This is a genomic window from Vibrio aquaticus, assembly GCF_003970385.1.
In the GTDB taxonomy this organism is placed as follows: Bacteria; Pseudomonadota; Gammaproteobacteria; order Enterobacterales; family Vibrionaceae; genus Vibrio; species Vibrio aquaticus.
Genome location: NZ_RXZH01000016.1, coordinates 1 through 19663, shown reverse-complemented (window position 1 = coordinate 19663; position 19663 = coordinate 1). Strand labels below are relative to the sequence as shown.

Genomic DNA, 19663 nt, shown 5'->3' with positions numbered 1-19663 from the left:
TTCTTAAGATAGAAATCGTATATCTTTCTTTCTCAGTGAGGTGTGTATATTTCATGGTTTTACTTCTTGGCGGGAGCAAAACTTATGAATACCACATCTCACTGTTTTATTTTTCAGAGGTGTCGCACTTCGTACTTGAATCCAAGACGGCTAACAATAAATTTAAGAGTGATTCACAACGCTCGGCGATTTCACTTCAAGCAAGTTTAGTGTTTATGGCACAATGGTTTAGCTAAGGTGTTAGCGTTGTTCACACCTTAATTTGGCGTTATAACACAGAATCAACTTCTTGCTCAAAAGGATTAGTTGAACTATTATTTGTACGTTATTCTGTACTAATGGGAGTTCAATATGAGTCGTATTCATTTCGATCAAGATATTCAGCCTTTRTCTGAGTTTCGTGCCGGTGTAGCTTCATACATCAAACAAATCAATGAGACTCGTCGTCCATTGGTTATTACGCAACGTGGCAAAGGTGTTGCTGTTGTTCTCGATGTTGCTGAGTATGAAGCAATGCAAGAGAAAATCGAATTACTGGAAGAAATGCGCACAGCAGAAGCTCAGTTAGCTTCTGGTCTCGGTGTTTCCAATGATGATGCGCGTGCTCAAGTACTTGGGCGCATTAAGAAATGAAAGTAGTCTGGTCTCCATTAGCACTTCAGAAACTRGGTGATGCAGCGGAGTTTATTTCTTTGGATAATCCACCTGCGGCAGAGAGGTGGGTAAACGAAGTTTTTGACAAAACTGAACTCCTTGGAAGTATGCCTGAAATGGGGCGGTTTGTTCCTGAAATGCCCCACACGAACTATCGCGAAATCATCTTTGGTCACTATCGTATTATCTACAGTTTAAGTCACGAAATCCGCGTACTAACAGTTCGTAATTGTCGTCAAATTTTATCGGAAGATGACGTGTAAAACTGTGTTATAACAAACTGTTTAAGAGTGATTCGCAACGCTTGGCATTTTTGCTATGCGTTGCGTTTAGTGTTTAAGGTGGCATGCGGAAGCATCAGTATTGCGTTGCTCACACCTTAACAGAGCGTTATGAGCTAAAGGTGGAAAGCTGTGATTTTGTGCTAGCTGAATTCGTCCAGCTAGCATCAGAAATCAAGTTAAGCAATTATTCCGAGTGCTTTTGCAAGCCCTCCTAGTACTATGACTGCAAGCCAACTCCAAAACCCCAATGAATTGGCCCACATAAATAGTTTGAATTTGGTAGAACTCGTAGTGGCTCGGTGTCGAATGAGTGGGTAAGCTATACAGTAGTTCATAAACCTAGACATGATGCTGTAAGACAACATATTTTGGTAATCCGAATGTAGTTTGTTTACGTCTCTTGCTAGCTGCTTATCGAGCCATACTATTCGCGCGGGTTCTCCTAAAGATAATACAGCTCCAAAAAACACCCCCGGAATTGACCAGATGAGGGCATACCCACCAAAAAATGCGGCGGGGATCATTATCATCAATTCCCACCAAACTGCTGACGACATAATTTACTCCACAATCCATTCGTATATCGAATATGCAATATCACCGGTTTCTTTGCCAGCCGTAGTACCTAAGACGCCTCCCGCAACTCCACCTACGACAAATGCACTAATAGAAGCAACGGCAATTATTGGGGCCGAAGCCGTACCTAGAACTAGTAGCATACCACCCGCTGCCCATGTAGCAGCTTGTGCGCCTAAGTATGCACCTCCGATAAATCCTGCTATTTCTCTGCTAGTTGTTTGTCCACAGTTGCCCGAGCTATCTACATTACATGCTTCATAAATATTTTTTACGCCGCTAGCGACTCCTAGCCCTAAACCAATGTAACCAACTCCTTTTGCTGCTGAGATTCCGACGGATACATTAGCAATTCGTTTACCTAAGTTTTTCACAAAGCCCGATTTTAATATTTCATCTGCGTTGTGTATAACGGATTTAGTCGACAGTTTCAGGTTTCGCTTTACTTGCGTATACATAGGCAACTGCACAGTGCGTTTGGATAGCCCTGCAAATGAACCATCGAGCTTTTTGAATAACTCTGCGCGTTGAGATATGAACTCACCATAATTCACTCCTCCGGTTCGGCTAGCCATGGCGACTTGACCTGCATATAATTCGTTAATCTCTAGGAGAACGCCATTAATATTTTTTAAATGTTGTTCAACACCAGCGGTAGCCATACCAACGCCTAATGAAGCGTAAGCGTAATAGTCACTCGGTAAGCCTTCATTGGCTAATGTAGGTAGTGTCTCATTTGCGTAGTGGTCAAGAAGCTCTAAGTGTCGACTGACCACCGACACTTGCTCATCGCTGAGCTTGCCTAGCTCCTTACTGGCCGCAGTGGCTTCTTCCTTTAGCTCTTCTAAAGCTTGTTTGTCTTTGGGGTTAGTAGGTTCAGTTGTTGGAACAATAATGATTTCACCCTGTTTCACAGGGTTATTCAGGTGTACGTTACATTGTTTGATATAGCGTTTTTGTGTGTTGGTTGTTTCGGCAGTAAACAGTTCTTCCCAGACCTGTTCAAGTGGTCTGGCTTGCGAGTTTTGTGTCCATCCAAGTAAAAACTGATTTTGTTTCTCAGCTTGTAGTTTTGCCCAGCCTTTTTCTGCTTCTTCGTATCGTTCTTGGCGTTGTCGTTCGATTTTGTCTCTAGTCGTTTCTTTAGGCGCAACAGGTTCAGTTACTGTGTTAACAGAGGCAAATTTAGAGCCCGAAGCAAAGTTTTTTGTTGTGGCAGCTTCTACAGCGGCCCTGCTGGTTTGCACTTTTCTGTTGTTGTCGCATGAAGGACAGGTACAGGTTTTAGGGTCTTTCCAAATTGGACAGCGGTATTCTCGTTGCTTTATCATCGTAAGTAGAGGTTTTGACGTTGTAATGTGGTGATAATACCCCTAAAAGTTCACAGGTAAAAACTTGCCCATTACGTGGCATAGTCACCCCCTTTAAAACGCTCATAACAAGCAATTTAAGAGGGATTCACAACGCTTGGCACTTTTGCTTCTACTCCAAATTTAGTGTTTATGGCACAATGTTTTAGGTTTGGGTGGAGGCGTTGTTCACCCCTTAATTGGGCGTTATGTTAAGCATCTAGTACAATATTCTTTTCCATAGTAGAATGAACATTTTAACACGTCGTATTATATAATGGACCAACCACAACAATTACCTCCTCCGAAAGAACGAATAGAGCTCAGGGTTGAACTCAAGTTTGAAACCATCAAAACTGGTCATTTTTCAGTAACGAAGAAAAGTAGTTTGAGAAATGTAATACAAGGGCAGCCATACAAGACCTATTTGGTTATTACCAATATGTCCAATAAAGCCTTTAAAGGGGCAAGCTTAACAAATATTGTATTTAGATATGTGGGCAATCAGGTTACTCAAACAGTAAATCATGATGTTCAAGTTCCAGCGATGAACCCAAAAGGAAGCCTCGAAGTTGAAATTACAGCATGTACGTTTGACTTAGATGGTGGAGGTTGGCTAGATGTAAACGTAGTTCCAGAATCAAGTGACCAAGAAATTCAATGTTATCAGTATGATTTAGCTCATGAAAAAGATGAACCAGTGAGTGGTTTGAACTACTGGGGCATATCATTTTTTATTGAAGGCAAGCTAGCAACCCTTCAAACCAAAACAAACAACTATATTCTTGGTTTAACTATCATTACAGTAATCGAAGCGGTATTTGGTATAAAAAACACCTTGTTATTTTTAGCTACCAATTTGGCTGTACTTTTTGGTCTTCTAGCCGAATTGTTTAGTTGGCTTGCTTCTTTAACATAACAAAGCATTTAAGAGTGATTCGCAACGCTTGGCAGTTTCGCTTCGCTCAAGTATAGCCAAGCGCCGCTCACACCTTAATGCGGCGTTATGTGACCGAGTACCCCACGTTTAGTAGACACTTTACTAAGTTAGATCTAGGGTCTAATTGAGAGGTGATTTATGGCTAAACATCGTAATCCAGCGTACACCGAAGAGTTCCGCAAAGAGGCAGTGCGTCTGGCCAGCCTTCCTGGCCGAACAGCAGTCTCCGTTGCCAAGGAGCTGGGCATCAGTGCCCAGCAGATCCGGAACTGGAAGCGCCAGTTCACACGCCTATCTGATAAACAGTTTAACACCTTAGATGGTGTCGACTACTCCAAGAAAGAGTCCGAAGAGCTTCGAGCGCTAAGGCGCGAGAACAAGCGGCTCAAAGATGAAATGGAATTCCTAAAAAAGGTCTCGGCGTACTTCGCGAAGCAGCAAGAGTGAAGTACGAGTTCATCGAAAGCTATGTTGGGGAGTACTCGATTAGCTTAATGTGCCGTACGTTAGAGGTGAATCGAAGCGGTTATTATAAGTGGCGTCATCATACGCCGAGTGAGCGTTCAAAGCGGCGAGAGCGCTTTGAACAGCTCGTTATGTGTACCTTTGCCCAATATCGGGCACGTTACGGCTCAGTGCGAATAGCCGAAGAGTTAAACGAAGCAGGCCATGCCTGCTGCGTGAATTATGTCGCTGATATCATGAAGGAAAAAGGTATCAGGGCACGTAATGGTAAAGGGTTTAAATACAGCAAGGATGTGGCTGCGATGACGAATGTGGCTGACAATTTACTGCGAAGAGACTTTGAGTCTGAGACGCCAAATCAGAAGTGGGTCACGGACATCACGTATATCTGGGTGAAGAGCCGTTGGCTCTTCTTGGCGACAGTGATGGACCTGCATTCAAGGCGCATTGTGGGCTGGTCGCTAGGGACAACGATGACTGTCGAGCTCATCACCAATGCCCTAAAAATGGCGTTTGAGTCACGTAAGCCGCCTAAGGGCGTCATTATCCACTCAGACCGTGGTGTACAATACAGAGCATATAAATATCAAGACTTCATGCGCAAGCATGGAGGTGTACCGAGCATGAGTCGACAGGGTAACTGTTGGGATAATGCGGTGATGGAGTCGTTCTACAGTCGACTGAAAGTCGAACTGATATACGCAGAAGACTATCAAACTGTCGAAGAAGCCCGAATGGGCATCTTCGAATACATCGAGGTATTTTACAATCGCAGAAGAAGACACTCAGCGTTGGGGCACGTCAGCCCAGTTGAGTACGAAAGTATGTAGTTATGTACTGTCTACTTTTTGTGGGGTACACCAGTGCCAGTTCCGAAAGCTCAATTTGAAGTGCCTCGAAACTATCCGGTGTTAATCCCTTGGAGCTGAATACTTGCTCTAATATGCACTGAGTTTTCTACTAACTCATTGGGTGGCAGAAGTGACTGGTGAAATGACGGAAATGGCAATTTCTAGCTATCTTGGCTGGTTGTTGCTTCTAATGGGTACATATCCTTTCTTGCTTGTTGGCGTCAGTATGTTTTTCTATGATATTGAACGTAAACATGCCTTGCGTTGGCTAAACGGAATAAGCTTTTTTCTGGCAGCGTTTCTTCTTTATATGCACATGCAAACTGAAGTTATCTATGGTCAAGAATTACTGGAAGCTTGGTATCGAGACAACCCAGAAGACAGACCTCAATAAAAAGCACATAACAATAAATTTAAGCAGATTCGCAACGCTTGGCACTTTCGGTTTGAATCGGCTTAAGTGTTTACGGCACAATGTTTTAGGTAGGTGGTAGTGTTGCTCACTACTTAATTTGGCGTTATGTACTTTGGAGGTCAAATGGATTTATCCTCAAATTTCAGAATGTTGGCGCTGTACAATCAGCGAATGAATAAGCAGTTACTTGGTGTTTGCAGTAAGCTGACTCATGAGCAGTTGCATCGGAATACCAACTCATTTTTCCCCACAATCATGACTCACTGGAATCATATCTTGTTCGGTGACTTGATTATGCTCCAACGCCTTGTAGCAAATGAGTTAGTATCAGTTGAAGCTACAGTTTTAGAGCAATTACCCGTTTCTAAGTCAGTTTCTGACACGTTCGCTTCGAATCTAGACGAACTCTCTGAATTACGAGAACTTGTAGACTCGATCTATATTGAAATTACTAGTCAGTTTACCGCTGATGGCTGTAACCAAATAGTCAGGTACACGACAACAGAAGGGCAGGTGATTCAAAGGACCGTAGGTGAGTTTTGCCAACATATTTTCAACCATCAAACTCACCATAGAGGTCAACTAACCTGTTTGCTAAGTCAGTTTGGTTTAGACTTTGGCTGTACAGACCTGCCTATGATCGTGCCAGAGGGAGCACGTACATAACAATAAATTTAAGAGTGATTCACAACGCTCGGCGCTTTCACTTCAAGCAAGTTTAGTGTTTATGGCACAATGGCTTAGGTAAGGTGGTTAGCGTTGTTCACACCTTAATTTGGCGTTAAATTGCAGGAGGCAACGTGAAAGTATTTGAAGCTGATGAATCTGTTAGAGATGCACTAAATCAGTTTTATCTTGAACAGGGTTATCACAGTGGGTGGAGTAACTCCGAACGTGCATTTATTGCCACCAATGATGGTGAAATCGTTGGTTCTGTAAAAGTTGAAGTTGGCAATGGTATTTCGGTGTTGCGTGGTATGTACCTTGCTAAGGCTTACCAAGGAAGCGGGTTTGGCACAGAGTTTTTAAAGCATATTGAACCGATACTTAATGAAACGATCTCATATTGCATGCCTTTCTCTCATCTCGGTAAGTTTTATGGACAGATAGGTTTTCAACCTATTAGCCCTGATAGTTTCCCCGAGTATCTTGCAAAAAGATATCGTGGTTATGAAGAAAAAGGGTACCAAATAATAGCGATGCGTCGAGAGCAAACAATTTAACAATAAATTTAAGTAGATTCGCAACGCTTGGCATTTTTGGTTTGAATCGGCTTTAGTGTTTACGGCACAATGTTTTAGGTAGGTGGCAGAGTTGCTCACTACTTAATTTGGCGTTAGTACGGGTTTGGCATCAAAGGCCATAAGTTTAGGTGTTTATCTGTTTTGGTGCTCGTATTTACACCTTTCAGCTTGTACCTTTCACGTTCTTTCCGGTGGCACTATATGCGTAGTGTTCGTTTTGATTTCACCGTTTACGGTTTCCAACTCTTAGCCTATTTCTTTGGTGCTTCTTCTCTTTCGTGGCTTTACTAAGTCAGAATTGTCTTTCTTTGGTGTTGCCGTCGAAGTGCGAGGAACGAATCCTTTTCTAATTTGAAGCCAGTGAAATTAGGGCAGTTTAGTGCGTTTTTCTTCTAGCCAACTTTCGTCTTTCAATCGGGATAAAGTTTTGTAGCTGCCCGTCTCACTTCAGTGTTCAAAGCCTTTCATATCATGCCACTTTTCAATATCTTGGAGTGCACAAATAGAAGTAGCGCATGTACTAACAAATTGCTTAAGAGTGATTCGTAACGCGTGGCATTTTTACTTTGCGGTGGCTTATGTGATTAAGGCGCTGTGCGGTAGCTTTTGTATTGCGTTACTCACACCTTAGCAAGGCGTTAGGCAAAGGGCAGAAAAGTTCTTTATTCTAATCTTCTTGCTCCCTCTGGCAGTCCGTTTCTCAAAGTCGGCAATCCAGCATTGTCGGCTCAAATTCTCGAACCTCTCCAACTGTAAAACATGCCAAAGTTCGTAGGTTGCCTCATTGGGTTTCGGTGTTGGTTGGTGTTGAGCTTCACTGGCTTAAAGTGTGGAAAGGGCAAGTTAGTGGAAGCTTTCGTTATTGCTGTCATTTCGCAGCTTTGAGTTTCTCAGGTTCAAAAGCTACTTTGTCGTTGAAAGACTGTGTTTCGTGAACGTTGAAAATGAGGCTGTAACATAGTGGCTTCAGTGGTTCTTGAATCACAAAAAGTTAGTGGCTGATTGGTTGCTTATCGTGTTTAAGGTATTCTGTTTTCAAACCAAGTTAGTGAGCACGTAGGAAAATTTGCCTAACAAACAATTCAAGCTGATTCGCAACGCTCGGCGCTTTCGGTTTCAATTGGCTTTGTGATTACGGTGAAGTGTTTGAGTGCTTTGGCAGCGTTGCTCACAACTTAATTGGGCGTTATGTTTACTTGAAATTCAAAGGCTTAAAGGTCTTAGGCTTTAGTTCTTTGTCCCTCTGGTAATCCTCCCTAGTAGACTCAGCAAATCCGCATTGTCGGTCTAAGTTCTTGAATCTCTCAGCCAGTAAAACATGCCTATGTTCGCGGGTTGCTTCATTGTCAGGTCGTGGTGGTTGGCTTTTCATTTTACTGGCTCAAAGTCGCCTTTGGCGGCCAAGTCGGTTCTTACCTTGTGGTTTAGTTCAGAAAACTGGTCAGAAATTGCAGTTCTTTCTCAAGTAAATCATGCATTTGTGGTAAAACATAACAATAAATTTAAGCAGATTCGCAACGCTTGGCACTTTTGGTTTGAATCAGATTTAGTGTTTACGGCACAATGTTTTAGGTGAGTGGTAGCGTTGCTCACTACTTAATTTGGCGTTAGCTATCTTTTCAAGTTTGGGCACAAAGTCGAATGTATTGAGTAAGAATACGAACTTACTTAGTGCTTTTGGTATTCTTAGTACTGTCGTTTTCCATGCGTGCGTTAATCTCATTGGAGGCAGTATGAATATTAGGTTTTGTGAAAAGTGCGAGAGAGAAACTGAACATACAGAAGCAATCAAGCAGAAACCCTCAAAATATGGAAAGTCAAAAAAAGAACAGTTCAAAGCGTTTCTAGACGGTTTCTTCAGTGGAGCAGCAGCTTCTTTGCCAGGAGGAGCATCATTGGAGTTAACAGACAAGTTCGTAGTGTGCCTTAAATGTGGTAAGCAAACACTAGAAAATCACGGCACAGAATTTCAATAGCTCTCCTCTGTAGACAGAAAGCTAACAATAAATTTAAGAGTGATTCACAACGCTCGGCATTTTTGCTTTGAATCGGCTTAAGTGTTTACGGCACAATGGTTTAGGTGGGTGGTAGGGTTACTCACACCTTAATTTGGCGTTATGTGTTACGAGGAATAAATGAAACAAGAATCTGTCAATGAAATTGCTATTACGTTGCTGAATAAACCAACATGGAGCGACCTAGAATACTACGTCGTTGTCATATTGTTGGTTTTGATATTAGCTTCACTCTTAGCTTTCTTTAGGGCTTTATATTCAGAGAAGGCGAAGTATTCAGCAATTAAATCTAGTTTGGATACGATTAAACTTCAATCCGAAGTGACAGCTAAGACAACTGAAACGATTAAGAATGACTTGGAATACAAGTCGTGGAACCGAAAAGAAATCTTACAAGTACGCAGGGCAAAACTTGAAGAGTATGTCTTGTTAATTATGTGCCTACCAGATGTACTTCATAAGGAAATGGAGGAGAAATTCTTTGGTAAAGACCATTCTTACGATGAACAGCTTTGGCATAAAGCTCAACTAATTCAAAAGCTATATTTTCCTGAATTGGATAAAGAGCACAATGAGTTGCGAAAGTCACTTGCTGACTATAAGCGCTGGCTTGGAAACGGGATGATGGAAGTCGTAGAAAAACGGAAAAATGGCAACGTGAATGCTCGTGTAAGTGAGGAGCATATGGATAAATATAGCTCACTCTTGGATTCACTTAATAACAGTACATTGGAAATTGAGAATAAAGCGAGAAAAATGTCGCAAGAATTCCACACATAACAATAAATTTAAGAGTGATTCACAACGCTTGGCACCGTCACTTCAAGTCAGTTTAGTGTTTATGGCACAATGGTTTAGGTCAGATGTTAGCGTTGTTCACACCTTAATTTGGCGTTATGTTTACTTGTATTTCAAAGGTTTAAAGGTCTTAGGCTTTAGTTCTTTGTCCCTCTGGCAATTCGTCCCTAGCAGTCTCAGCAAATCCGCATTATCGGTCTAAGTTCTTGAATCTCTTAGCCCGTAAAACATGCCAATGTTCGTGGGTTGCTTCATTGTCAGGTCGTGGCGGTCGGGCTCTTGTTTAGCTGGCTTTAAGTCGCTGTTAGGTTCATAGTCAATTGGCATTTGGGTTTGGCAGTTGCCTCGGCAATTCAGCATTGTTTTGCGCTTTGGTTGGAAAGACAGGGTGCTTGTTGAAAGTTAGTTGGGTTGCCTCATTGGGCAGGGAAGTGGAATTACTGGTTTTGGTTTAGTCGCTTTTGGCGGCCAAGTTGGTTCTTGCCTTGTGGTTTGGTTTAGAAAACTGGCTTGAAACAGCAGTTCTTTCTCAATTAAGTCAGTAACTTGTGGTAAAACATAACAAACAATTCAACAGTGATTCGCAACGCTTGGCGCTCTCACTTCGGTTTGAGTTAAGTGTTTACGGCGCAGTGTTTAAGTCTAGTGTCTGCGCTGCTCACACGTTAATTGGGCGTTATAAATCTGGAAGGAACTTCGAACATGGCATTGCTAGAACTACATTCGCTATCGTCATTGCTAGCGTCAGTATCTGAGGAAGACACTCATAAAATTGGAGGCAAAGTAGCTGAAGAAGAGTTGGCTTTATTCTGGCTTATTTGTAAGCAACTGAGCCAGAATAATAAGAGTTATAAGGCAGAATTGTATCCAACCGAAAAAGGTAGAATAGAAAATATGAATTCGCCATTCACCTTAGTCACAGCTACTTCCAGCATTTTGGAGTTATCATTTCAAGTCGAGCGAATTGAGGATACGAAAGTTCGTGAAATTGGCGGTATCAGAGTTCAGTTCAACTCTATCGATGATATCGTCGACGAATTGTTTGGTTACAAGTTAAGGAAAGTTAACAAAGCTAATATGCATGACTATTGGCTTGATTTATAACAATAAATTTAAGAGTGATTCACAACGCTTAGCGCTTGCACTTCAAGCAAGTTAAGTGTCTATGGCACAATGCTTTAAGTTAGGTGGTAGCGTTGTTCACACCTTAATTTGGCGTTATAAGCTTAAAGGGAATTAAATGAAACATCATGTAATGCTAGATATTGATGGAACATTACTACAGTCATATGCAATGGATGAACAGTGTTTTGTTGATGCTGTGCGAGAAACTACAGGGCTTGAAATATCTACAGATTGGGGTAGTTATCCCTTTGTCACAGATAGAGGAATATTAAAAACCTTTATTGAGCAACAAGGCCTCAAATATTCTCTAGCTGAATTAGAGAGTCTCGTTAAGCCTATTTTTATCCGTAATGTTCAGAAATCGGTTAAAACATCACCTACCCAAGAAGTATACGGAGCCAAAAAATTCGTGTCATATCTGTTAGACAGTGACGAATATGTTGTTTCTATTGCTACAGGTGGGTGGGGAGAAACAGCTAAGATAAAGTTGGAATCAGCTGGTTTTGAAACTGAGAAACTAGCGATTATGTCATCAAATGATCACTACTCTCGTATCAAAATTATGGAGTTGGCAAAATCAGCAATCAACCAAATTGATAACTATCCTGTTACCTATTTTGGTGACGCAGAATGGGACTTAGAAGCGTGCAAAGAGTTAGCTGTTAATGTAGTGATTGTCGGTGGTAGAGTAAATCATTACCAGCGTATTCAAGACTTTAACTGTTTAGATACTGCTCTGAGTTTCGTGAAATAGGTCTGTACTACTCTTCACCACGCTTATAACAAAGCGTTTAAGACGGATTCACAACGCTTGGCATTTTCGGTTTTATTCAGTTTAAGTGTTTACGGCATAATGGTTTAGGTTAGGTGGTCGCGTTATTCACCACTTAACGCGGCGTTATGCATTTTAAGCGCTCTTATCACAATTCGCAGAGCACATCACGCTTCTATTATTGCGCTCAATTTCATACAAAAGTAGTATCATAAAGGCGATTTTGCTCTATGACACTGATGTATAGCTACTACTTTAGTTTGTTGCTATATCAGTCTCAAATCAGTATGACTTTGAGGTTTAACAATGGAACAAGAAAAGTACTTGGGTTATATAAAGTATGATGGTGAGTTAGTAGAAGGCGGGCTAATGGATGCCAGAAGACAAGCTAAAGCTCTACTCGCATATGATGGAGCAATTAGAGAGCTTATTTCTAAACAAGCACCAGACTTGAAGCATATTGATTTTGAAATTCCAATGAGGGTCCAAAAGGGTTCTTGGGAAGCTTTAGTTCCAGAAACAGTTGCTGGCTGGGCACAAGCTGGACTTGGGGTTGTTGCGACCGCTTACTTTAGTAAGGCAGCGTCAAAAATGGCTGAGAAAGATTTTGAGAACTTCGGCTTCACCTCAATATTCTCGAAAGCACTAGATGGGATAAAGTGGTTTGCACGAATCAGCAAACATCTAGGAGAAACGGGTAAAAAAGATCTTTCCAACCTTAAGTTTAAAAATAATAACGAACTTATCGGTATTCCTAACAATAGTGGGGAGTACATATATGTTCCAAAACCTGCGTTAGATCTTTATCTAAATTCCAATTCAAAGTTACTAGAAGAATTAGCTCGTAATATAGCCGAAGGACGCTCGTTAAAAATTGGAACATACAACGACGGGGTTAAGGACGAAGTTACTATTGGTAAACAAGACAAAGCAATCTTCTGTAAGGATGACAGTGAAGATGACGATGAGGTTTTAGTTTTACCTGAGCTAGTGCACGGTACAACAGTTGTGATTGAAGGCGAAGTTACAAGGGAAAATAAAACATCCAACTCTCTAGGTTTTAAATATTTAGGACACATCCTTACTGCTTACCCTGATGTGGGTAGTGTTGTTAAATATAAACCTCTTCTATTCTTGCGCTGTAAGCTAGTCGGTACTGTTAGCCGTTTAGACGAAAAAGGTCGAATTGCAGCTAAACGACCAAAACTTATAGTGTCCCATTTGGAAGCGCTCGAACAAACCAATGGTGACCTATTTGACTAAATGCATAACAAAGCATTTAAGAGTGATTCGCAACGCTTGGCAGTTTCGCTTCGCTCAAGTATAGCCAAGCGCCGCTCACACCTTAATGCGGCGTTAGGCGCCATGCATGCGATACAAGGAAAGTATATGAATCTAAATCAAGTAACTTTGGCTGTTGATGATATCAATTTGGCCGTGGATTTTTATAAAGCACTAGGACTTATTCAAATTGTCAGCGATGAACACTATTCCCGTTTTTCTTTTCCCGATGGAGACTCTACATTTTCAATCTACTTAGACACTGAGAAACGCGGGTTAGAATGTAGAGGTGTTGTTTACTTTGAACATGAAGAACTCGATCAATTGGTAGCAAATTTGAAAGATAAAGGTATAGAGTTCGATCAGGAACCTATCGATCAGCCGTTCCTTTGGAAAGAAGCGGTACTAAGTGACCCATCAGGAAACAAAATTAAGTTGTATTGGGCGGGTGAGAATTGATTAAACCCACCGTGGAAAATTGAAGAAAGCGCCTAACAATAAATTTAAGCAGATTCGCAACGCTTGGCACTTTTGGTTTGAATCAACTTTAGTGTTTACGGCACAATGGTTTAGGTAGGTGGTAGCGTTGCTCACTACTTAATTTGGCGTTAAGTTTAGAGGTACATTATTTGAAAGCAGAGAAAGTCCAGAAAAAGAATCCACACAGACTAACAGTTAATCAGCATATATTTCCGACAAATAGTATCAGTCGTTTCACTAACGATCGAAAGCTCGTACAACTGTGTAGGGTTAATGAAAGTCGAGTTATATCAGTTAAACCTAGTAATCCTATATTTTGTGTTGAACGGCGTTGGGATCAACGAGCAGAAGCTGGCTATATGAAATCTATAGAAGACAGGTTTCAAGTAGTAGCTAGTAGACTTAATTCGCAGAAACGACCAATTGTCTATCCTTTTGATTACAAGTCAATTACGGAAATGTATGCGCTATGGTGTCTACGATTTCATGCCAAATACAAGCCGCGACAAAATCGAAATATTATCGGTATACCCGAGGATAACTTAACTAAGGATCAGGAAGAAATATTAGAGTCAAAGCATAGTGCCTACGTACGAGGGCATAAGGGAGAAATCGCTAGCCATGTAATGGCAGGATTAGGAATTCAGCCCGAATTGACGCGCTTCATGAACCACTATCGTCACATTTCATGGGCTATCTTCGATATATCCGATACAGGTCTAGAATTTATTGTCCCTGAATGTTTTCCAGAGTTAGTTTGTCTGCCTTTGTCACCGACAAGGATTTTAATATCAGAACAGTCTGCAAACACAGAAATGACTGAGCAGCATATTAGGCACATAAATAGGCATGCAATAGAAAGTTCAAAAGAGTACTACTTCGCTCGAGATTTCAGCAAATGCGGAGTATAAACTTAACAAAGCATTTAAGAGTGATTCGCAACGCTTGGCAGTTTCGCTTCGCTCAAGTATAGCCAAGCGTCGCTCACACCTTAATGCGGCGTTATGTTTACTTGTATTTCAATGGCTTAAAAGTCTTAGACTCTAGTTCTTTGTCCCTCTGGCAATTTGTTCCGAGTAGACTCAGCAAATTAGTATTGTCGACCTAAGTTCTTGAAGCTCTCAGCCCGTAAAACATGCCAAGATTCGTGAGTTGCTTCATTGTCAGGTCGAGCAGCTTAGGTTTTAGTTTCTCTGGCTTAAAGTCGCTTTGAGGTTCTTTCCCAAGCAGCATCCTACCTTGGCAGTAGTCTCGGCAACTAGCCATTGTTTGGCGCTGTTGTGAGAAGAGACGAGGGTACTTGTTGATTGCTTGTCGAGTTGCCTCATTGGGCAGGGAAGTGTTCATACTTGTTGTTGGTTGGTCGCCTTTGGTGGCCAAGTTATTTTTTGCCTTGTGGTCTAGTTCAGAAAAACAGTCTGAATCATTAGTTTTTTCTCAAGTAAATCATAAGCTTGTGGTAAAACATAACAAGCAATTCAAGCTGATTCGCAACGCTCGGCGCTTTCGGTTTCAATTTGTTTAGTGATTACGGTGAAGTGCTTGAGTAAAGTAGTAGCGTTGCTCACAACTTAATTGGGCGTTAAGTGGCAAATATAATTCGGAGTGTTGATTTGGATTGGAGTTCATTCATAGGTGGGGTTGTTGCTTCATTAGCTGGTGTTGGAGCTACACTTCTCTTAACAAAGAAAATGGAGTTAATGAAAGCTCAAGCTCTCTCTGATTCGTCAGAAAGCTCATTGTATCTAGAGTTATCGGATTTGACTGATGATTTAGGCAAGACTATCGACATTTATTATACTGTATTCGCTCAGTACCGCGCTTACGAGCTCAGTGGCAATAGTGATTTACTGATCAATATTACAATGCCACAAGCAACAAATTTTGAAATACTTAAGTCCTTAACTTATCAATGTTTTAGTGGTTTAACTCGTGAGCAAAGAGGTGGCTTAAAAAAATTGATTACGATGAGTGACAGTCTCAATGATCTTTATCCTAAAGTTCTCGATGAGCTTCGATTCAATAGGGAAAGTGCAAACATTAGAGAGATAAATGTATTAATGTCACTTCTTTGCTCTACATACCACTTAGCAAATGAGCTGTGTAATTGTGAAGTACGGTTCAAATTGTCCGCAAAACATCCCCAAGAAAAATTGAAGGAAGTCTTTACTTCACGCTCTTTACCATTAGAAGATTTTTCCATTATGGAGTATGTCGAAAAAGCCACTTAACAAACAATTCAAGTTGATTCGCAACGCTTGGCGCTTTCGGTTTCAATTAGTGTGGTGATTACGGCGAAGTGTTTAGGTAATGTGGTAGTGTTGCTCACAACTTAATTGGGCGTTATGTTTGCTTGTAATTCAAAGGCTTAAAGGTCTTAGGCTTCAGTTCTTTGTCCCTTTGGCAATTCGTCCCTAGTAGACTCAGCAAATCCGCATTATCGGTCTAAGTTCTTGAATCTCTTAGCTCGTAAAACATGCCAATGTTCGTGGGTTGCTTCATTGTCAGGTCGTGGTGGTCGGTTTCTTGTTTAACTGGCTTTAAGTCGCTTTTAGGCTCTTAGTCAATTGGCATTTTGGCTTGGCAGTTGCCTCGGCAATTGAGCATTGTTTTACGCTTTGGTTGGAAAGACAGGGCGCTTGTTGTTTCTTGCTCGGGTTGCCTCATTGGGCAGGGAAGTGGAATTGCTCGTTTCTGGTTGGTCGCCTTTGGCGGTCAAGTTGATTTCAGCCTTGTGGTTTGGTTCAGAAAACTAGTTGGAAATAGCAGTTCTTTCTCAAACAAATCATATATTTGTGGTAAAACATAACAAACAATTCAACAGTGATTCGCAACGCTTGGCGCCCTCACTTCGGGTTGAGTTTAGTGTTTACGGCGCAGTGTTTAAGTTCAGTGTATGCGCTGCTCACACGTTAATTGGGCGTTAGGGTACAGGCACAAAAAAAGCCCACAGTGTCAGTTGTGGGCTTTCTCAATTAAGCTTCTTGTTCGTCGTTTGGCTTACACTTACTTTTGTCTAAACCAAACTCAAATTTTAGAAACCAAGCACGAAATGCTGCGGAAATACTAAGACTTATTTTCATAGCCAACACCTTTGTGAGGGTTAGTGACTATCAGGCTTACAGGTTTATCATTAGCTTTAAGTTCTATAAGTATATTTTTAGTGTATTTAGTTAGCTTTGAGTATTTTAAGTTTTAGATTCGTATTTTAGTTAGCTTTAATTTATTTAGTCTTGATTTCGTTTATTTAGTATATTGTTAGCTTTTTTAGTTTCAGTAGTTTAGTTTATTAATTAGCTTTGAGTATTTTTAAGTTTAGTCTTTGATTCTTTAGTCTTTTATCTTTACTACCTTTGCCTGACACCTCGCGGATAACCGCTTAAATGTAATAATATGCCTTTTGCCGCATTGGTCAAGCAAAATGTACCCTAACAAGGCATTTAAGACGGATTCACAACGCTCGGCATTTTTGGTTTGCTTCAACTTTAGTGTTTACGGCACAATGGCTTAGGTTCAGTGGTCTGCGTTGCTCACCACTTAATGCGGCGTTAGGGCTTTTGGAGGTAAATTGGAAAATAGTGATAACGTTGTGGATATTCCACAACAAGATAAAGATGAATTGATCAAACAGTTGAAGCTACAAGTTTCTGAGCTGAAAGATGATAAAAATCGTGAGATGGATGAGCAAGAACGTCAGTACTTCATTCGACAGGCTGAATTAAAAAATGACAGAGTCAAGGCAACCGTTATAGGTTGTATATTTGCGTTTTGTCTTACAATTTTGGTTTTTCTATCTTTTCGAAATCCAGATATTTACTTGATTGACGAAGAGACGACTCAATTTGTAGCTCAAGCTGTCAATGCCTTCTTCTTGCTAATGATACCGTTAATTATTGGCTCAATTGGTGCAATTGCCCGAATCATGGTTTCTGGTATGCCCATACTTAAAAATTCAACTTTAGTGCTCTCTTCTGGTTTGATGGCAATGTTTTCATGGGTTGGAATAAAGAGTGAGATATTAGTATCTATAATTGCTCCTCACCTTGAGAAGCAAGGTGTTAAAGTTTCCGAAGTAACCGCGAATACTTCGGCCGAGTTTTATAGCATGGCTCTGGTTGCTATTGTTGTTGGTATGTTTTCATCAAACGTGTACATTTTTATCAATCAAAAAGTAGAGTCTTTGACAAACGGAAGGCAGCCCTAACAAAGCATTTAAGAGTGATTCGCAACGCTTGGCAGTTTCGCTTCGCTCAAGTATAGCCAAGTGTCGCTCACACCTTAATGCGGCGTTATGTTTAAGGAGAAAAATTGGAAAATTTCACTGAAGTGCAAGGGCGATTTTTCGCGCTAAACTCCTTCTTTAGATCGTATTACTCATTTGAAGCTCTAGGGGACATTTGTAATGATTATGACTCAGTATATCAATCGCTAAATCCCTTTACTCACATTCATAATGTCCTTCTTTGTGATGCCGTCATTAGCTGGTGCAAAGTCTTTGGGTCAAACAAAGAAGAGTGCCACTGGAAGAATTTAATTTCTGACCATCAGGCCTTTAGGGATAGGCTGTTTTCTGAACTGAACATCACTCAAAAGGAATTCGTAGCTTATCAATCGAAAGTTCTCGATTTTAGGAATAAGTGGGTGGTTCATTATGAACCAAGCTATAAACACGACGTTGTCCCACATTTTGATTTAATGCTAAAAAGTGCGGTCATATTACATACGTTTTTAAGAGAAAATGTGTCTGACGAGTTCATCTATAATGGACCGGTGTCGATAGAGGGCTTTGGTAGAAGTGTAGGGATGGCAATAATGGATTCCCTCAAACCGATAGATCAAACATAACAATAAATTTAAGAGTGATTCACAACGCTTGGCGCTTTCACTTCAAGCCAGTTTAGTGTTTATGGCACAATGGTTTAGGTAAGGTGGCTAGCGTTGTTCACACCTTAATTTGGCGTTAGGCTTCTCATGGAACGAGGTACTCATGATAAAACTGGTTTGGCTTTTAGTGAGATTCGCAATAGTGTATTTACTCTTAGGAGTAATTATTGGTGTTTTAATATTAACCAATAGTTCGACTCCGAGATTCTTCTCTTTAGGAGTCGATGTCATTGGTTGGATTAGCGTATTTTGGTGTGTTGTTGCTTATGTCTTGGTTCGGTTTGAACCTACGAAAGAAGCCGGAAAGCTTTTGTTCGTAAGCACACTAGGTGCGCTGGTTCTCTTAATGTACATTAAAGAACATTTCTGGCTTCAAGATATGAGAATCCATGCTTGGACAGCATTTTTGGCGGTCATATTTGCGATTTCATTATTGTTTTTCGTCTTACCTCATCGGAATTTAAAACCACTATTATTTCTTTTACCTGTATCGGCATGTTCTTGGTTTTTAGTATGGGTGGGTTACAGACCGGCTAGTTTGGTTATTGAGATAATGGGAGGTAAAGGGAAACTACCAGAAGAGAACATAAACAAGGTCATTGAGTTTATGCCTGAGGTTTTTCTTAGTTGTTTAACTTCGGGGGCATTTATGGTTTGTTTAATTATGCCCTTTTATATTTTTGCAAGGTGGGGGCATGACCCGAAAGGCACCTACCAAAGCCTAACAAAGCGTTTAAGACAGATTCGCAACGCTCGGCATTTTTAGTCGGAATCAAGTATAGTGTTTACGGTGGTATGGTTAGGTTTCGTGGTTGCGTTGCTCACTACTTAACGCGGCGTTAGGCAAAGGGCAGAAAAGTTCTTTGTTCTAATTTTTTTGTTCCCTCTGGCATTTCGCTTTTCATAGTCTGCAATTCCGTATTGTCGGCTCAAATCCTTGAATCTCTTCAACCGTAAAACATGTCAAAATTCGTGGGTTGCCTCATTGGTTTTCAGTGTTGGTCGGTAGTGAGTTTTACTGGCTTAAGGTGTGGAAAGGGCTAGTTCAAGGCAGTTTTCGTATTCGCTGTCATTTCGCAGCTTTGAGTTTCTCAGGTTCAAAGGCTACTTTCTCGCTGAAAGGCTGTATTTCGTGAGCGTAAAAAGAGAGGCTGTAACATAGTGGCTTTAGTAGTTCTTGAATCACAAAAAGTCAGTGGGTGATTGGTTGCTAATCGTGTTTAAGGTATTCTGTTTTTAAACCAAGTAAGTGAGTAAACGAGAAATTTGCCTAACAAACAATTCAAGCTGATTCGCAACGCTCGGCGCTTTGGGTTTCAATTCGTTTGGTGATTACGGTGAAGTGCTAAAGCAATGTGGCAGCGTTGCTCACAACTTAATTGGGCGTTAAGCTACAAACAGTCGAAAGGAATTGGTACTAGAAATGGAAAATCTGAATACAGTAGAAATAAAATCGTTTGTGCCCGCCAAAGATTTTGAGCTTTCGAAGCGCTTTTATCTGAGCATTGGCTTCGAACTCGCATCAGAATT

The 19663-nt window shown here is 40.9% G+C and carries 19 protein-coding genes and 2 pseudogenes; 20 read left to right on the top strand and 1 reads right to left on the bottom strand.

All coding sequences use genetic code 11. From position 1 onward, the window contains the following. The 3 genes and pseudogenes from EJ063_RS21145 to EJ063_RS19320 form a co-directional block, all read left to right on the top strand. A pseudogene (locus EJ063_RS21145) lies at positions 1-236 on the top strand (hypothetical protein); the annotation flags it as partial. Between the two features lie 115 nt (positions 237-351). Then, complete coding sequence (locus EJ063_RS19325; RefSeq protein ID WP_000086647.1) at positions 352-633, top strand: type II toxin-antitoxin system Phd/YefM family antitoxin; 282 nt, start codon at positions 352-354, stop codon at positions 631-633. Then, positions 630-917 carry a type II toxin-antitoxin system RelE/ParE family toxin gene (locus tag EJ063_RS19320; protein WP_005445239.1) on the top strand — a complete coding sequence of 96 codons (288 nt, stop codon included), beginning with the start codon at positions 630-632 and terminating at the stop codon, positions 915-917. The genes EJ063_RS19325 and EJ063_RS19320 overlap by 4 nt, the downstream gene beginning before the upstream one ends. A 581-nt stretch (positions 918-1498) precedes the next feature. On the opposite strand, the gene EJ063_RS19310 is transcribed toward EJ063_RS19320, so the two are convergent. Beyond that, a complete protein-coding gene (locus EJ063_RS19310; RefSeq protein ID WP_244225210.1) occupies positions 1499-2845 on the bottom strand; it encodes a hypothetical protein in 1347 nt (448 codons plus the stop codon). Positions 2846-3140: 295 nt separating this feature from the next. On the opposite strand from EJ063_RS19310, the gene EJ063_RS20915 reads away from it, so the two are divergent. The 17 genes and pseudogenes from EJ063_RS20915 to EJ063_RS21265 all read left to right on the top strand — a co-directional run. Continuing rightward, positions 3141-3782: a hypothetical protein gene (locus EJ063_RS20915; RefSeq protein ID WP_158676011.1), complete on the top strand. Its 642-nt coding sequence runs from the start codon at positions 3141-3143 to the stop codon at positions 3780-3782. A gap of 159 nt (positions 3783-3941) precedes the next feature. Beyond that, the gene (locus EJ063_RS19305) at positions 3942-4250 is read left to right on the top strand and encodes a transposase (RefSeq protein WP_004413754.1); all 309 of its coding nucleotides are present in this window, start codon (positions 3942-3944) and stop codon (positions 4248-4250) included. Beyond that, positions 4247-5098, top strand: a complete 852-nt coding sequence (locus tag EJ063_RS19300) for an IS3 family transposase (RefSeq protein WP_158676010.1) — start codon at positions 4247-4249, stop codon at positions 5096-5098. Before EJ063_RS19305 ends, EJ063_RS19300 begins: the two co-directional genes overlap by 4 nt. Before the next feature lie 163 nt (positions 5099-5261). Then, positions 5262-5513: a hypothetical protein gene (locus tag EJ063_RS19295; RefSeq protein ID WP_126575926.1), complete on the top strand. Its 252-nt coding sequence runs from the start codon at positions 5262-5264 to the stop codon at positions 5511-5513. A 144-nt stretch (positions 5514-5657) separates the two neighbouring features. Further along, positions 5658-6200, top strand: coding sequence for a DinB family protein (locus EJ063_RS19285; protein WP_126575921.1), 543 nt, complete (start codon positions 5658-5660; stop codon positions 6198-6200). Between the two features lie 134 nt (positions 6201-6334). Then, positions 6335-6757 (top strand): GNAT family N-acetyltransferase, encoded by a 423-nt coding sequence (locus EJ063_RS19280; RefSeq protein WP_126575920.1) that lies wholly within the window; start codon positions 6335-6337, stop codon positions 6755-6757. A 1754-nt stretch (positions 6758-8511) separates the two neighbouring features. Next, positions 8512-8754 (top strand): hypothetical protein, encoded by a 243-nt coding sequence (locus EJ063_RS19270; protein WP_126575919.1) that lies wholly within the window; start codon positions 8512-8514, stop codon positions 8752-8754. 159 nt (positions 8755-8913) lie between these two features. Next, positions 8914-9573, top strand: a complete 660-nt coding sequence (locus EJ063_RS19265; protein ID WP_126575918.1) for a hypothetical protein — start codon at positions 8914-8916, stop codon at positions 9571-9573. Between the two features lie 720 nt (positions 9574-10293). Continuing rightward, on the top strand, positions 10294-10695 hold the full coding sequence (locus EJ063_RS19260; RefSeq protein WP_126575917.1) for a hypothetical protein: 402 nt from the start codon (positions 10294-10296) through the stop codon (positions 10693-10695). Positions 10696-10831: 136 nt separating this feature from the next. Beyond that, positions 10832-11470, top strand: coding sequence for an HAD family hydrolase (locus tag EJ063_RS19255; protein WP_126575916.1), 639 nt, complete (start codon positions 10832-10834; stop codon positions 11468-11470). 324 nt (positions 11471-11794) lie between these two features. Then, positions 11795-12751 (top strand): hypothetical protein, encoded by a 957-nt coding sequence (locus EJ063_RS19250; RefSeq protein ID WP_126575915.1) that lies wholly within the window; start codon positions 11795-11797, stop codon positions 12749-12751. Positions 12752-12877: 126 nt separating this feature from the next. After that, positions 12878-13228, top strand: a complete 351-nt coding sequence (locus EJ063_RS19245) for a VOC family protein (protein WP_126575925.1) — start codon at positions 12878-12880, stop codon at positions 13226-13228. 1634 nt (positions 13229-14862) lie between these two features. After that, entirely contained in the window at positions 14863-15480 is a 618-nt protein-coding gene (locus tag EJ063_RS19235; RefSeq protein WP_126575914.1) for a hypothetical protein, read from the top strand. 1337 nt (positions 15481-16817) lie between these two features. Further along, a complete protein-coding gene (locus EJ063_RS19220; protein ID WP_158676009.1) occupies positions 16818-17453 on the top strand; it encodes a hypothetical protein in 636 nt (211 codons plus the stop codon). A gap of 104 nt (positions 17454-17557) precedes the next feature. Next, positions 17558-18094, top strand: coding sequence for a hypothetical protein (locus EJ063_RS19215; protein WP_126575911.1), 537 nt, complete (start codon positions 17558-17560; stop codon positions 18092-18094). 142 nt (positions 18095-18236) lie between these two features. Continuing rightward, positions 18237-18899 (top strand): hypothetical protein, encoded by a 663-nt coding sequence (locus EJ063_RS19210; RefSeq protein ID WP_126575910.1) that lies wholly within the window; start codon positions 18237-18239, stop codon positions 18897-18899. A gap of 657 nt (positions 18900-19556) precedes the next feature. Then, positions 19557-19663: pseudogene (locus tag EJ063_RS21265) on the top strand (VOC family protein); the annotation flags it as partial.